The organism is Vicinamibacteria bacterium (assembly GCA_035620555.1).
In the GTDB taxonomy this organism is placed as follows: Bacteria; Acidobacteriota; Vicinamibacteria; order Marinacidobacterales; family SMYC01; genus DASPGQ01.
Genome location: DASPGQ010000221.1, coordinates 14350 through 27964 on the forward strand (window position 1 = coordinate 14350; position 13615 = coordinate 27964).

At 62.4% G+C, this 13615-nt stretch carries 14 protein-coding genes; 9 read left to right on the plus strand and 5 right to left on the minus strand.

Features of this window, described 5'->3' with window-relative positions:
• Positions 1–25 precede the first annotated feature (25 nt).
• From folP to VEK15_09140, 7 genes are read left to right on the plus strand one after another with little or no spacing between them, the layout of a single operon-like run.
• Positions 26–829, plus strand: coding sequence for a dihydropteroate synthase (gene folP, locus VEK15_09110; GenBank protein ID HXV60841.1), 804 nt, complete (start codon positions 26–28; stop codon positions 827–829).
• On the plus strand, positions 826–1683 hold the full coding sequence (gene cdaA / locus VEK15_09115) for a diadenylate cyclase CdaA (GenBank protein HXV60842.1): 858 nt from the start codon (positions 826–828) through the stop codon (positions 1681–1683). The genes folP and cdaA overlap by 4 nt, the downstream gene beginning before the upstream one ends.
• Positions 1680–2594 (plus strand): CdaR family protein, encoded by a 915-nt coding sequence (locus VEK15_09120; GenBank protein HXV60843.1) that lies wholly within the window; start codon positions 1680–1682, stop codon positions 2592–2594. Before cdaA ends, VEK15_09120 begins: the two co-directional genes overlap by 4 nt.
• A 39-nt stretch (positions 2595–2633) precedes the next feature.
• Positions 2634–3962: a phosphoglucosamine mutase gene (gene glmM, locus VEK15_09125; protein ID HXV60844.1), complete on the plus strand. Its 1329-nt coding sequence runs from the start codon at positions 2634–2636 to the stop codon at positions 3960–3962.
• Complete coding sequence (locus VEK15_09130) at positions 3959–4705, plus strand: pyridoxine 5'-phosphate synthase (GenBank protein HXV60845.1); 747 nt, start codon at positions 3959–3961, stop codon at positions 4703–4705. Before glmM ends, VEK15_09130 begins: the two co-directional genes overlap by 4 nt.
• A 58-nt stretch (positions 4706–4763) precedes the next feature.
• On the plus strand, positions 4764–5489 hold the full coding sequence (lepB, locus tag VEK15_09135) for a signal peptidase I (protein ID HXV60846.1): 726 nt from the start codon (positions 4764–4766) through the stop codon (positions 5487–5489).
• A 23-nt stretch (positions 5490–5512) separates the two neighbouring features.
• The gene (locus VEK15_09140; GenBank protein ID HXV60847.1) at positions 5513–5878 is read left to right on the plus strand and encodes a hypothetical protein; all 366 of its coding nucleotides are present in this window, start codon (positions 5513–5515) and stop codon (positions 5876–5878) included.
• Here VEK15_09140 and VEK15_09145 read toward each other — a convergent pair whose 3' ends face one another.
• The 5 genes from VEK15_09145 to glyA all read right to left on the minus strand — a co-directional run bounded on the left by VEK15_09145 (position 5879) and on the right by glyA (position 10843).
• Positions 5879–6385 (minus strand): DivIVA domain-containing protein, encoded by a 507-nt coding sequence (locus VEK15_09145; GenBank protein HXV60848.1) that lies wholly within the window; start codon positions 6383–6385, stop codon positions 5879–5881.
• Positions 6386–6413: 28 nt separating this feature from the next.
• On the minus strand, positions 6414–7118 hold the full coding sequence (locus tag VEK15_09150) for a YggS family pyridoxal phosphate-dependent enzyme (protein ID HXV60849.1): 705 nt from the start codon (positions 7116–7118) through the stop codon (positions 6414–6416).
• Between the two features lie 92 nt (positions 7119–7210).
• Positions 7211–7588, minus strand: a complete 378-nt coding sequence (gene queD / locus VEK15_09155; protein HXV60850.1) for a 6-carboxytetrahydropterin synthase QueD — start codon at positions 7586–7588, stop codon at positions 7211–7213.
• Positions 7585–9552, minus strand: a complete 1968-nt coding sequence (locus VEK15_09160) for an ATP-dependent DNA helicase (GenBank protein ID HXV60851.1) — start codon at positions 9550–9552, stop codon at positions 7585–7587. The genes queD and VEK15_09160 overlap by 4 nt, the downstream gene beginning before the upstream one ends.
• A gap of 28 nt (positions 9553–9580) precedes the next feature.
• A complete protein-coding gene (gene glyA, locus VEK15_09165; GenBank protein HXV60852.1) occupies positions 9581–10843 on the minus strand; it encodes a serine hydroxymethyltransferase in 1263 nt (420 codons plus the stop codon).
• Between the two features lie 219 nt (positions 10844–11062).
• Between glyA and VEK15_09170 the strand changes: the two genes are divergently transcribed.
• Entirely contained in the window at positions 11063–11815 is a 753-nt protein-coding gene (locus VEK15_09170) for a nucleotide exchange factor GrpE (protein ID HXV60853.1), read from the plus strand.
• A gap of 85 nt (positions 11816–11900) precedes the next feature.
• Entirely contained in the window at positions 11901–13529 is a 1629-nt protein-coding gene (locus VEK15_09175; GenBank protein ID HXV60854.1) for a hypothetical protein, read from the plus strand.
• Positions 13530–13615: the final 86 nt, after the last annotated feature.

Below are 13615 nucleotides of genomic sequence, written 5' to 3' on the forward strand. Positions count from 1 at the left end.
GATCTTGGGCAAGAGGACTGCGCTCATGGGGGTCGTAAACGTGACCCCGGACTCCTTCTACTCCGCGAGCCGCGTCCTCGACGAGTCCGCCGCGGTGGAAAGGGCTCTGATGATGGTGGAGGCGGGCGCGGACATCATCGACATCGGCGGCGAATCCACGCGCCCGGGGGCCGAAGATCTGTCCGAGAGCCAAGAGCTGGACCGGGTCATCCCCGTCGTCGAGAGGCTCCGCCGGGAGACCGAAGTCATACTCTCGGTGGACACGCGCAAAGCGGCCGTGGCGAAGCGCGCTCTCGTGGCCGGCGCCGACGTGATCAACGACGTCTCCGCCCTGAGCGCCGACGAGCGAATGGCGTCCGTCGTGGCGGAGTCCGGGGCGGGCGTCGTCCTCATGCACATGAAGGGACGCCCGAAGACCATGCAGGAACAGCCAAGGTATGACGACGTCGTCGCCGAGGTCCGGGCTCATCTTCGAGACCAGGTTCGACTCGCGGAGCGCGCCGGGATCCGAAGCGAATCCATCCTGGTCGACCCCGGAATCGGATTCGGCAAGTCTCTCGAGCACAACTTGATGCTGCTGAACCGGCTTCCCGAGCTTCTTAGTCTGGGCAAACCCATTCTCGTGGGAACCTCGCGAAAGAGCTTTCTTGGTCGCATTCTCTCGCGACCGCCCGAGCAAAGGCTCTTCGCCACCGCCTCGAGCGTTGCCTGCGCGGTGCTCCGCGGCACCCACTTGGTGCGGGTCCACGACGTTGCCGAGATGCGTGACGTTCTTCTCGTGGCCGATGCCGTCAGGAACGAGAAGGCGGATTCGGGCGAGAGCCGATGAGCACCGCCACCGAGTTTCTCTGGGATCTGGCGCGCGATCTGACGTGGACGGGTGTCGTCGACATTCTCCTGGTCAGCTACCTCTTCTACAAGCTGTTCCAGCTCATCCGCGGCGGGCGCGCCTTCCAGATGGTCGTGGGCACCCTGGTTCTCGTGCTCTTTTTCTTCGTGTCGCGCTGGGCGCAGCTTTCGACGGTAAACTGGCTGCTCAGAAATTCGCTGGCTTACGTGGGTTTCGCCGTGATCGTGCTCTACCAGCAGGAGCTTCGCAAGGCGCTGTCTCAACTGGGCCAGGCTCCGCTCTTCCGCTTTCTCAATCCGACTTCGAGCAAGGGTACGATCGACGAGGTCGTCTTTTCAGTGATTGCGCTGGCCCAGCGTCGGATTGGGGGCATCGTCGTGCTCGAGCGTGACATCGGTCTGAGAAGCTATATCGAGGGCGGCGTACTGCTCGATGCGGTCGTCACTTACGATCTGATGCTTTCCATCTTCAATCCCAAGTCCCCGCTTCACGATGGCGCGGTGATCGTGCAGGGCAACCGGGTCGCGGCCGCTGCCTGTTTTCTCCCGATCTCGATCAACCCCCAGCTGTCGAGAGCCCTTGGAACGCGGCATCGCGCCGCACTGGGCATCACGGAAGACACCGACGCCGTTGCGATCGTCGTGTCGGAGGAGACGGGTGTGGTGAGCTTCGTCGAGAACGGTGCCCTCTTTCAGGGTCTCGATTCCGATGGACTGCGCCAACGTCTTCGAGATGCCCTGGGGCAGTCGGAGAAGGCTTCCGAAAAGGACCTCGAGAAAAGGGGGTCCGACCGGGCCGGTGAAGAACCGAGCCGCACGGGTACGGTCGGATGACGGCGCGTTTGACGGGCAACCTCGGTCTGAAGATCCTCGCCCTACTGCTGGGATTCTCGCTTTGGTACGCCGTTGCCCGAGAGCAGGGGGCCGAGTTCGCCTTCACCCTTCCGCTCGAGCTACGTGGTGTGCCCGAGGGGCTCGAGGTGGTCGAGGAATCGGCGCAGCAAGTCGAGGTTCGTCTTCGGGGATCTGCCGAGCTCTTGAGGCGGCTGACCACGTCCGACATCGTCGTCACCGTCGATCTGTCGGATGCAGAACCGGGCGAGCGCATCGCCTACCTCACTCCCGAGAATGTCAAAGTGCCGTTTGGAGCCCGCGTGATGCGGGTCACCCCGACGAGCATCAAGCTCGAGCTCGACCGCACGCTCGGGCGGGCCGTGGAGGTGATTCCCCGCGTGCTGGGTTCACCGGCGACCGGATTCGAGTTGCTCGATATCGAGCTCACGCCGCGTCAAATCACCGTGGTCGGGCCGGCATCGCGTTTGAAAGGCCTCGAGCAGGTGACCACCGAGCCGATCTCCGCCGAAGGACTGCGAGAGCCCTACTCGCGCGCCGTTCGCGTGGAGCTCGACCCGCTAGTGCGGATCGACCGGGACACAACGGTGGAAATCACCCTCCAGGTGGGCGAGGAGCGGATCCGAAGGGAGATCAGCGGGGTCGTCGTCGTGGGAGACCCGGAATCGAGCTCGGCGCGGCTCGATCCGAAGACCCTGCGCGTCATCGTCGAGGGACCGAGGAGCCTCGTCGAAGCGCTTTCAACCGAAGACCTGGTGGCGACGGTGCCTCTGGGTGGACTGTCCAGCGGGCGCCACAGCTTGGCTCCCATCGTAAGGGCGCGTTCCGCCTACATGACGCAGGTCGAGGTGATTGGGATCAAGCCCGAGGAGATAACCGTCAGAATCCCGTAAGCGGAAGACGGGATGTTGCGGGAGAGAGATGGGTCGAGGATGAGCTTGTTCGGCACCGATGGAATTCGTGGCGTGGCCTACTCACCTCCTCTCGACCGAGAAACGGTGACCCGCGTGGGGATTGCGCTCGCTCGAAACCTGCCGTCCTCGCCCCGGGTGCTCATCGGGAGGGACACTCGGGCGAGCGGTCCCGACCTCGAGCGCTGGCTCACCGGAGGCCTGGTGGCCGATGGGGCCGTCGTGGAGTCCGCCGGTGTCCTTACGACCCCCGCGATCGCCTTTCTCACGCAAAGGCTCGGGTTCGACGCCGGCGTGGTCATCTCCGCATCCCATAATCCCTATCGGGACAACGGCATCAAGATCCTGATGGCGAGTGGGCACAAACTCGACGATGAGATCGAGAAGGCGATCGAAGAGGACGTTCGCCGTGGCCGGCCCGTTCCCCAAGAACCGGGGAGCCCGCGCCCGCCGGAGCCTCGTTTCGCGTCGCTCTACGTCGATCATCTCATCGGCGCTCTCGGAGGAGTGCAGCCACAATCGCTCCCCCTCGTGCTCGATTGCGCCCACGGCGCCGGCTACCGGGTCGGGCCAGAACTTCTCGGTAGGCTCGGACTCGCTCCTCGTATACTGGCGGCCGAGCCCAATGGCCAGAACATCAACCGAGAGTGCGGCTCGACTCACCTCGAGGGCCTCTGCAGGAAGGTCGTCGAGGAGGGACTCTCCCTCGGAGCGGCGCTCGATGGGGACGGTGACCGGTTGCTCCTTTGCGACAAGACCGGCCGGCTCGTCGACGGGGATGCCATTCTGCTGGCGTCGGCACGAAGGCTAAAGAAAGAAGGGCGGCTTTTGGGCGATGGTGTCGTGGCCACGGTGATGAGCAACATGGCTCTCGAGGTTGCTCTGGAGCACGAAGGCATCCGTCTTCACCGCACACAAGTTGGCGACAAGTTCGTCTCCCGTGAAATGAAAGAAAGAAACATCGTTCTCGGGGGCGAGCAGTCGGGGCATATCATCTATGCCGAGTTCGCTTCGACGGGAGACGGGCTCTTGACCTTACTTCAGGTCTTGCGGGTACTGGCGCTCGAGGGGAAGGGGTTGGATGAGGTCGGCCGTCTCGAGCCGTTTCCGCAAGTCCTGACGAGCGTCCGAGTGTCCCAGCGGCCCGACGTTCGGGACGTCCCGGAGATAGCCGAAGCGATTCTCGGGGCGGAACGAATGCTCGAGGGCCGGGGACGAATCCTCGTCCGGTACTCGGGAACGGAACCGCTGTTACGGATCATGGTCGAGGGACCCGAGAGAAACGAGATCGAAGACATCGCCGCGCGCCTCTCCACCGCGGTAGAAGCGTCGATCGGAGAACCGGCGTGATCGAGCTCGGAGTAACTCTGGATGAAGTTGCCGTACTCCGGGAGTCTCGAAAATCGCGAACCCCCGACCCGGTGTTTTGCGGATTTCTCGCCGAACAAGCGGGTGCGACGGCGGTGAACGTGCAGCTCCGAGGCGATCGCCGCTACGTTCAGGAGCGCGACGTTCACCTGCTTCGGGACGCTCTCGGAGTCGAGCTCAATCTGGTGCTTGCCCCGACCCAAGAAATGATCCATTTCGCCCTGACCGCCAAACCCGATCGGATCACGTTCGTCCCCGAAAGGCTGGAGACGGCCGGGGGGGGCGGGCTCGACGTGATTTTGAACGCGCCACAACTTCGCGAACGCGTGCGGGAGATTCGTGAGGGCACGATGTTTCCCGTGATCTTCATCGACCCTTCGATCGAACAAGTCAAGGCGGCACACCAGGTTGGAGCGCTGGGGGTGGAGCTGTCCGCCACCGCGTTTACCGCAGCGAGCGATTCGATGGGGCTCGCGCGCGATCGCGAAGCCGTCGAGCACGAGCTGCAAAAGCTTCGTGACTCCGCCCGGCTCGCCGCGAAGCTCGAGCTTCACGTATCCATCCGCCACGGAATCACGCTCCGGAACGTCCGGCACCTCCTGGACGTCCCTGGGCTCGGTCGCATCAACGTGGGTCACGATTTGGTGGCGCGCGCCGTCACCGTGGGATTCGAGTCCGCGGTTCGCACCTGGGCCGAGGTACTATGGAAAGCGCCCGAGAATTGACGACACGGTGGTTCTTTGCTAGGTTCAATGGTTTAGGGAGATCTTAGCCGGGCAAAACGTGGTGGGGAGGAACAAGAGGGACGACGCCAAGAAAAGCGAGAAGTCTACTCTCCGCGAGTATTTCGAGTCGATCTGTGTCGCCGTAATCCTAGCGCTCTTCATCCGAACTTTCGTTTTTCAAGCCTTCAAGATTCCGACGGGATCGATGGAAGAGAATCTCCTCATCGGAGATCACTTGATCGTGAACAAAATGCTCTACGCACCCACCGCCACGGCGCTGGAGACGGTGATGGCACCGGTGCGCGAGGTCAAGCGGCAGGACGTGGTGGTGTTCAAGTTCCCTGCCGAGCCGGAGCGCGATTTCATCAAGAGGGTGATCGCGCTGCCGGGAGAGCGCATCGCGATCAAGAACAAACAGGTCTTCATCGACGGCGTGCCGCTGGACGAGCCTTATGTATTCTTCAATGAGCCGCCGGGAAATCCCGAGCTGGGCTCCTTCGCCGACTCGAGACGGGACAGCATGCCGGAAATGCTGGTTCCCCAGGGCCACTATTTCGTCATGGGGGACAATCGCGACAACAGTCACGACAGCCGCTTCTGGGGAACCCTGCCGGCCGAGCTGCTGAAGGGTCGCGCCCTGATGATCTACTGGTCCTATGATGCTCCCGACGGCCGCGACGCCTATTTCAAAGAAGGCTTGGACCGCATCATCGAGGTCCTTTCCGTGATTCCGTACTTCGTGACCCACACACGCTGGGATCGATTCTTTCACCTGGTGCATTGAGCTTCTCACAAGGAGACATGCCTATGAGAAAGGTCCGGAATGATCGCGGGGGGTCGAATCTGAGCTTGCTCTTCACGATTCTCATCGCCGTCTTCCTGGTGTACGAGGCGAAGCAGTTCGGTCCGCTGCTCCTCGCGCAGTTCGAGTTTCACGATGCGGTGGTGGAAGCGGCGAAGTTCTCGAGGGACAAGGACCCTTCGACGGTACAGAACGAGGTCCTGGCGAGAGCGAGCGCGCTCTCGCTTCCCATCTCCCGAGAAATGATCAAGGTTACTCGACAGCCTTGGAACACGCGAATTCAGGTCTCCTACCAGCTGTCGGCGGAGTGGGCCCCGGGAAGGCTCTACTCCTGGACCGTCGTGGTGGACGAGGAGAGCGTTCTGTTCTAGTTATTCGGCGCTGTCGGCGCGTCGTTTGAGGAACGACAGCTTCTCTCGATCGGCCTCGCTCTCGCTCATGAGTTGAATGAGATTTCTGAGGTTCGCGATCGCGCCGAGGATCGAGTTCAGCACCTGCCGCTTCTGCACTTTGAGCTCGAGTATGTCCTTCTCGATGTCGTGAGCCCGAGACTGTGCGGCCTCGACGAGCCGATCGGCGGCTAGCTCCGCCTCTCGAAGCAGCATCTGCGATTGCTTTTTCGCGGTCTCCTTGAGCTCCTCGGATGTTCGCTGTGCGGCGACGAGAGTATTCTTCAGGATCTCCTCGCGCTGGTGGTGCTCGCCGAGAAGGACGTTCAAACGTCGAACTTCTTCGCCGAGCTTTTCGTTGTCGGAGCGAAGACGCCCCATCTCCTCGGAAACGCCGTTGAGGAAGGCACGCACTTCGTCGGCGTCGAGGCCGCGAAAGGTTCGCCGCTGGAACTCGTGTCTTTGGATGTCGAGGGGGGTAAGCTTCATCCAGATCGCTCCTTTGGTTGTTCTTTTATCAAACGAGGGCGGAAGTGGTTTCTCGCGATCGCCTTTCACCGAATAGCGCGGTGCCGATTCGGATGTACGTGGAGCCCTCTTCGATGGCGACCTCGAAATCGTGGCTCATCCCCATCGAGAGCTCGAGCGAGGGGATCAAGTCGTCTCTTTGCGCTCGTTCCCCGAGAACCCGGAGGCGCCGAAAGTAGGGCCGCGCGTCTTGCGGATCCTCGTGGAACGGAGGGAGGACCATGAGCCCTTCCACCTTGAGATGGGAGAACTCCTTGAAGCTCTCCAGGGCGCCAATGACCTCGCTCTCCGCCAATCCGTACTTCGTGGTCTCACCCGCGAGATCGACTTGCAGGAGTACGCGTTGGATCCTCGCCATCTCGGACGCGAGCCGGTCGACTCGCCTCGCCAGATCGACACTGTCCACCGAATGAATCAACTCGAAGAGCTCGATCGCTTTCTTCACCTTGTTCTTTTGAAGGTGTCCGACCAGGTGCCACTCGAGATTCTCGAGCTCAGGTTGCTTCCGCTCTGCCTCCTGGACGCGATTCTCGCCAATGATGCGGACACCCGCTTCGACGGCGAGGCGAATCTCGTCAGGGGTGCGGGTCTTGGCAACGGCGACGAGCCTGACCGAGTCGATTTCGCGGCCGACACGCCGGCAGGCTCCGGCCATGCGCTCGCGAATCATCTCTAGACGAGCCGAAATCTCCATCGTTCGGTCCTGAGCACGAATGCCGATCTTCGATGAGCTTTGAGAACCGCTATTCTAACGGCGGGGAAACTCGCTGTAAACCATAAGGCAGCTCAGAGCTCCCCGTAGGTCGCGCTATAGGTAGGCGCCTCCCAGACTCGTACCCGATGGAGCACCACACCGCGAGGAAGGCTCTTCGCGAGCGTCTCATAGAAGAACCGCGCGATGTTTTCCGTCGTTGGGTTCTCCTCATCGAATGGGGCGATGTCGTTGAGATGACGGTGATCGTAGGGTGCCACGACTTCTCTGAGCTTGGCCTCGAGCTCGAGGAAATCGATGATCAACCCGGAGTCGTCGAGTGACTCGGCCCCGACGAAGACTTCGACTCGGAAATTGTGCCCATGAAGCGGCTCCAAATCTGCCTTGTATCCCCGCAGCTGATGAGAAGCCGCGAAGGTGGTCTGCACCGAGACTTCGTAGCGCTGGCTCATACGACCTCTCGGGCGAAGAAGCGCTCCACGTCCCGAAAATCCTGGGTCAGCTGGTACGGGGGAAGGCTCTTCAGAAACCGGCGACCGTAGGCCATCGTGGCGAGACGACTGTCGAGTACCGCGACGACGCCGCGGTCGGACGTCGAGCGAATCAGCCGGCCCAAACCCTGCTTCAGCGACAGGATCGCCATCGGCACCTGATAATCGTGAAACCCGCTTCCTCCCTTCGACTCGATCCACTCGATGCGAGCGGCCACCAGAGGATCATCGGGGACCGCGAACGGGAGCTTGTCGACCACGACGCAGGATAGCTGCTCGCCAGCGACATCGACACCTTCCCAAAAGCTGGAGGTGGCGAGGAGAACCGCGCCAGGAGTCCGTCGAAACTTCTCGAGAATCTCGCTCCTCGGTGCGTCACCCTGCACCAGGAGGGGGAACGCCAGATCGTGTTCCAGCGCCCGGCGAACGGTATGGAGGTTGTGAAAGCTGGTAAACAGCACGAAAGCCCGCCCGTTGCTCGCGTCCAGGATCGCGCGTATCTCCTTAATCGCCTCGGGCAGGAATCGCTCGTCCCGCGGCGGCGGAAGGTGTCGGGCGATATACAACAGGGCCTGCGTCCCGAAATCGAAGGGTGACTCCAATAACCGGCTGCTGCGGGAGGAGACCCCCAGGCGCTCGCTTATGTAGTCGAACGAGCTCTCGATCGCCAGGGTCGCCGAGGTAAGGACCACGGCCCGCTTTCTCTCGATCAGCGTCCGCCGGAGCGTGGAAGCGACCTGGATCGGGGCCGACCGCAAGGCAATGGAGCGCTCCCTCGTTTCACACCACGATACGGTCTCGGGGTCCGCGGAGTCGAGAATCGTCTCGAGGTCCACGATCAGCTCCGACGCACGGCGGACGAGAGCGATGCTGATCTCGTCGGGCTTGGGAATCGTCTCCAAATCGGAGCGAACCCGCTGGAGCTGCGAGTTGAACGCCTGCCAGGCGCTCTTTTGCCTTCGCGTAGCGGCACCGGGCGCGAGTCGATAGCGCTCCCGCTCGGTCCGGAAGGACTCGAAAAGAATGGAGGCAGCATCTCTCATGCGCTCGAGCTCTCTGAGCGCCGCTCTCGCCCGTGATTTGGCATCCCGCTCGGCCCAGGCCGCCTCGACGTCCCGGGCGAGCTCCTGGACCCTGGCCGTGCTGACGGTGAGACCGAAATAGGTCGTTGCCACGTCCTCGATCTGATGGGCCTCGTCGATGACGAGATGGTCGTATTCGGGAATCACCTCGCCGTAGGAGCCTTCACGGATCAGCAGATCGGCGAACAAGAGATGGTGATTGACCACGATGACGTCGCACTCCGAAGCTCGCCTTCGAAGCTGGGTCACGTAGCAGCGGTCATAGTCGGAGCAGTCCGTGCCGATGCAATTCTCGCTGCGCGCCGAAATGCCTTTCCAGAAGTCGAGCCGGTCGGGAAGACCCGCGACCTCGGATCGGTCGCCCGTCTTGGTCAGTGATGCCCAACGCGCGAGGGTGTCGAAGTGCGTCTGCTCCTCGAAGAAGCGGAACGTGGGCTGCAGCTGGAAGGCTGCGTAGCGCTTCAGGCAGAGGTAATTCCCCCGGCCTTTCATCAGACAAGCGGTAAAAGGAATCCCTAGCGCCCGGCGAACGATGGGGATGTCCTTGTCGAAGAGCTGTTCCTGCAGATTCTTGGTGCCGGTGGATACGACGACTCTTTGGCCGGAAACGACGGCGGGGATGAGATAGGCGAGGGTTTTCCCCGTTCCCGTCCCCGCTTCGACGAGGAGCTCTCCGCCGCCGCGGAATGCATTGGCTACGGCGACCGCCATTTCCTGCTGGGGGCCGCGGCACTCGAAGCCGGATAGAGTCGCGGCAAGGGGGCCGGAAGGCCCCAGCAGCTCCCGGACGCGGCCGCCGTCGAGCTCCTCCAGGCCTCGGGCGGTGGTTACGGCGGCTCCCATCGTCCCTTCATGACGGAATCGCCATGACTCAACCTCCCGCCTTCTCGAGAAGCTTCCGGTAGAGCGGGAAAGATGCGGTCATCTCGAGCACCTGCCCGGCGATCGCTTTGAGCTCGGCGTCGTTCTCTCTCGAGCGAAGAGCCCTCGCGATCATCCGCCCGATGGCTCTCATCTCTTCTTCCCGCATACCCCGTGTCGTCAGCGCCGGCGTCCCCAGCCGGATGCCGCTCGCGACGAGAGGTGGCCGAGTATCGAAAGGAATGGCGTTCTTGTTGACGGTGATACCCGCTTTCTCGAGCGCCTCTTCGGCTTCCACGCCGGTGAGACCGCTCGCTCCCACGTCGACGAGAATCAAATGATTGTCGGTACCGCCGGAGACGAGACGAAGCCCCTCGTCCTCGAGGACCTCGGCGAGCGTCCTGGCGTTGGCGACGATCTGGCGGGCGTAGGCTTTGAAGGATTCCGCCATCGCGAGCCCGAAGCAGACCGCCTTCGCCGCGATTACGTGGACCAGGGGTCCGCCCTGGATGCCGGGGAAGGTGACCCGGTTGATGTCCTTCGCATAGTCCGATCGCGAAAGGATCATCCCACCTCGAGGACCGCGAAGGGTCTTGTGGGTCGTGGACGTGACGATGTCGGAATAGGGGACGGGATTCGGGTGAACGCCACCAGCGACGAGGCCCGCGATATGAGCCATGTCGGTCACGACCTTGGCCCCGACTTCGTCGGCGATTGCGCGAATGCGGGCAAAATCTATGAGCCGCGGATAGGCGCTCGCTCCCACCATGACGAGCTTGGGACGCCTCTGCTTCGCCAGTTCGGCCATCGAATCGTAGTCGATTTGCTCGTCGTCACGTCGGACACCGTAGGGAACGACTCGATAGAAGCGACCCGAGAAGTTCAGGGGATGACCGTGGGTGAGATGACCCCCGTGCGAGAGATCCATCCCCATGAAGACGTCTCCGGGCTCGAGCAGCGTCAAGTAGACGGCGATGTTGGCCTGAGTTCCGCTGTGTGGCTGGACGTTCGCATGCTCGGCCCCGAATAGCTGACGAGCGCGATCGATGGCGAGCCGCTCCACCACATCGACGAACTGGCACCCTCCGTAGTACCTCCGTCCGGGGTAACCCTCGGCGTATTTGTTGGTGAAGACCGAGCCCATCGCCTCGAGGACGGCCTCACTGGTGAAGTTCTCGGACGCAATGAGCTCGAGAACGTCGGACTGCCTCCTCAGCTCCGCCTGAACCGCCGCCGCGACCTCGGGAGCCGCCTCACGGAGCGTGTAAACCATTTCTTCGTTCACATCGGCGGTTATCTTAACCCCGATTCGAGCGAAAGTCCCCCCGCCGGGAGCGAGCGCCCGAGGCCGGCGTCCGGCTACAAGATCTCGGGAATTTTCGTTACACTAATCAAGATCGATAATCACGTTCAGTCATCGAATCCCGAACCACAATTGGGGGCAAAAAAGTTGGAGAATCAGAGGGACGACTTCCAGGACGAGGAGCCCCGGATGAGGGATACGTCTGCCCCCGAAGCGGAGGATTCGAACGAGATTTTCGAGATCGTGGACCATTACGAGCCGCCGGCTCCCCAATCGGGCCAGGCGGATTACCCCGCCGAAGCGCTCCAGGAGATCCAGAGCCTGCGCGAGCAGCTCAAGCGAAGGGACGCGCAGATCGAGCAGGTCATGGAGGCCTATCGCAGCAAGAAGGACGAGACCGAGAAGCTCAGAAGGCGCATCGAAAAAACCGAGCGTAAACGTTTCGAACAGTCGAAAGGCGATTTCATCGCGCGCTTCGTGGAGGTTCTCGACAACCTCGACCGGGCCATCGATTCGATCGAGAACGCATTCGATCCGGATTCGGTGCTGCAGGGGATCATGCTCGTCCGCTCGAGGCTCGTCCAGCTCCTCAAGGAGGAGGGGCTCGAAAAGATCTTCGTGCGGGGACAGGGATTCGACCCGTCGCACAGCGAGGCGGCGGAGATGCAACCCGTCGACGAGGAGACCCAGGACGGTATCGTCTTGAGAGAGCTCCAGCCGGGATACATGCTGAAGGGATCGCTGCTTCGAGTCGCCCGGGTGGTCGTCGGTCGGTTCGGCCCGGATCGACCGGAGCAGGACAAGCCTCCATCCACGGACCCAGGGCAAGGAGCCCACACGGCGCCGGACCCCTCGTGGGAAGCGGGCGAGACCGGACACGAGCTCGAGTTCGGCGAGGAAGGTCTGGATTTCTCCTCCGACGAGGACCCCACGTCAGCCTGATTCGTCACCCACGCCTTGGTGAACCCGTACTTTTTCGGGATGAGGCGTGCTAGAATCCCGTTCCTGCTCAAAAAGGGAGACCACCATGAATTTGCCGAAGCTTCGGTTGATTCTCGTCCTGACCGCTTCGCTCGCAAGCGCCGCTTTCGGCCAGCACGAGCACGCGCGCGAGGGCATGCCGCCCGAGCGGCTCGGTAAGGTCCATTTCGCAACCTCCTGCAGCCCTGGGGTCGAGAAGGATTTCGATCGGGCGGTGGCCTTGTTGCATTCGTTCTGGTTCTCGGCGGCCATCGAGGCCTTTCAAAATGTCCACGCGAAAGACCCCGAGTGCGCCATGGCGCACTGGGGAATCGCGATGAGCTGGTGGGGGAACCCTTTCGGAGGATTCAGGCCAGGAAAGGCGATCGCGGAAGGAACGACCGCCGTCGAGAAAGGCAAAGCGGCGAAGGCCAGCACGGAGAGGGAGAGGGGCTACATCGCCGCCGTGGAGCTCTTGTACAAAGATGCCGCCACCGTCGACCAGAGGACGCGGACTCTCGCCTACGAGAAGGCAATGGAGCGCTTGTCGGCGAGCTACCCGGAGGATCCGGAAGCCCGGATTTTCTACGCGCTCTCACTCGACCAGACCTCGCTTCCGACCGACAAGACTTATGCGAACCTGTTGAAGGCTGCCGAGATTCTGGAAAGGGAGTTCCAGACCCAGCCCGATCACCCAGGAATCGCTCACTACATCATCCACAGCTATGACGTGCCGCCTCTCGCTCCCAAGGCCCTCGATGCCGCCCAGCGCTACGCCAAGATCGCTCCCGACGCGCCCCACGCGCTCCACATGCCATCCCATACGTTCACTCGGGTTGGTTACTGGCAGGAGTCGATCGAGACCAATATCGCCTCGGCGGAAGCGGCCCGAAAAGACAAGGCTCCCTCCGAGGAGCTCCATGCGCTCGACTATCAGACCTATGCGTACCTCCAGACGGCGCAGGACGAGGCAGCGAAGAAAGTCCTCGAGCAAATTCCTGCGATCGGAGCGCAGATCCAGGCCAATGCTCCGGGCGCCGCGGCACCGGCCCCCGCCGGCTGGTTCGCGCTCGCTGCCATCCCTGCGCGCTACGCCCTCGAGCGGAACGCCTGGGCCGAGGCCGCCGCGCTCGTCCCGCAGAAGACGGGCTTTGCCTGGATCGACGCCGTCACCTACTTCGCCCGGGCGCTCGGCGCCGCGCGAAGCGGGAATCCCGCTGCTGCGGTCCAAGACGTCGAGAAGCTCAACGCTCTCGCCGCAGCTCTGAGAGAAGCGAAGGATGCGTACTGGACCAGTCAGGTCGAGATCCAGGCCGCGACGGGATCTGCCTGGATCGCGTTCGCCGAAGGAAAGACGGAGGAAGCGCTCGCGCGGATGCGCGAGGCGGCTGAGATGGAAGATCGTACGGAGAAGAGCGCAATTTCGCCGGGACCGTTGAAGCCTGCCCGCGAACTGCTCGGCGAAATGCTGCTCGAGGCGGGAAAGCCCGCCGAGGCCCTCGCGGAGTTCGAGGCAACGATGAAGAAAGAACCGAACCGCTTCCGTGGCCTCTACGGTGCCGCCGTCGCAGCGGAGCGGTCTTCTTCGCAGGAGAAAGCAAGGCGGTATTACGAACAGCTCGTCACGATCTGCGAGAGAGGAGACGCCGCCGGCCGGCCCGAGCTCGAGTCCGCGAGGCGAGCCGTCAAGAGCTGAACCCGCCCGGCCCGATCGGAATGGATTGGGCCACACAATCCTCGGCAAGACGACCCGAGTCTTGCATTCAGAGCTCTGCATGCAGT

Excerpts from the sequence above, each read along its gene's own strand:
- folP (HXV60841.1), top strand. The coding sequence starts at position 26 with ATGGGGGTCGTAAACGTGACCCCGGACTCCTTCTACTCCGCGAGCCGC.
- cdaA (HXV60842.1), top strand. The coding sequence starts at position 826 with ATGAGCACCGCCACCGAGTTTCTCTGGGATCTGGCGCGCGATCTGACG.
- VEK15_09120 (HXV60843.1), top strand. The coding sequence starts at position 1,680 with ATGACGGCGCGTTTGACGGGCAACCTCGGTCTGAAGATCCTCGCCCTA.
- glmM (HXV60844.1), top strand. The coding sequence starts at position 2,634 with ATGAGCTTGTTCGGCACCGATGGAATTCGTGGCGTGGCCTACTCACCT.
- VEK15_09140 (HXV60847.1), top strand. The coding sequence starts at position 5,513 with ATGAGAAAGGTCCGGAATGATCGCGGGGGGTCGAATCTGAGCTTGCTC.
- VEK15_09145 (HXV60848.1), bottom strand. The coding sequence starts at position 6,385 with ATGAAGCTTACCCCCCTCGACATCCAAAGACACGAGTTCCAGCGGCGA.
- VEK15_09150 (HXV60849.1), bottom strand. The coding sequence starts at position 7,118 with ATGGAGATTTCGGCTCGTCTAGAGATGATTCGCGAGCGCATGGCCGGA.
- queD (HXV60850.1), bottom strand. The coding sequence starts at position 7,588 with ATGAGCCAGCGCTACGAAGTCTCGGTGCAGACCACCTTCGCGGCTTCT.
- VEK15_09160 (HXV60851.1), bottom strand. The coding sequence starts at position 9,552 with ATGGGAGCCGCCGTAACCACCGCCCGAGGCCTGGAGGAGCTCGACGGC.
- glyA (HXV60852.1), bottom strand. The coding sequence starts at position 10,843 with ATGGTTTACACGCTCCGTGAGGCGGCTCCCGAGGTCGCGGCGGCGGTT.
- VEK15_09170 (HXV60853.1), top strand. The coding sequence starts at position 11,063 with ATGAGGGATACGTCTGCCCCCGAAGCGGAGGATTCGAACGAGATTTTC.
- VEK15_09175 (HXV60854.1), top strand. The coding sequence starts at position 11,901 with ATGAATTTGCCGAAGCTTCGGTTGATTCTCGTCCTGACCGCTTCGCTC.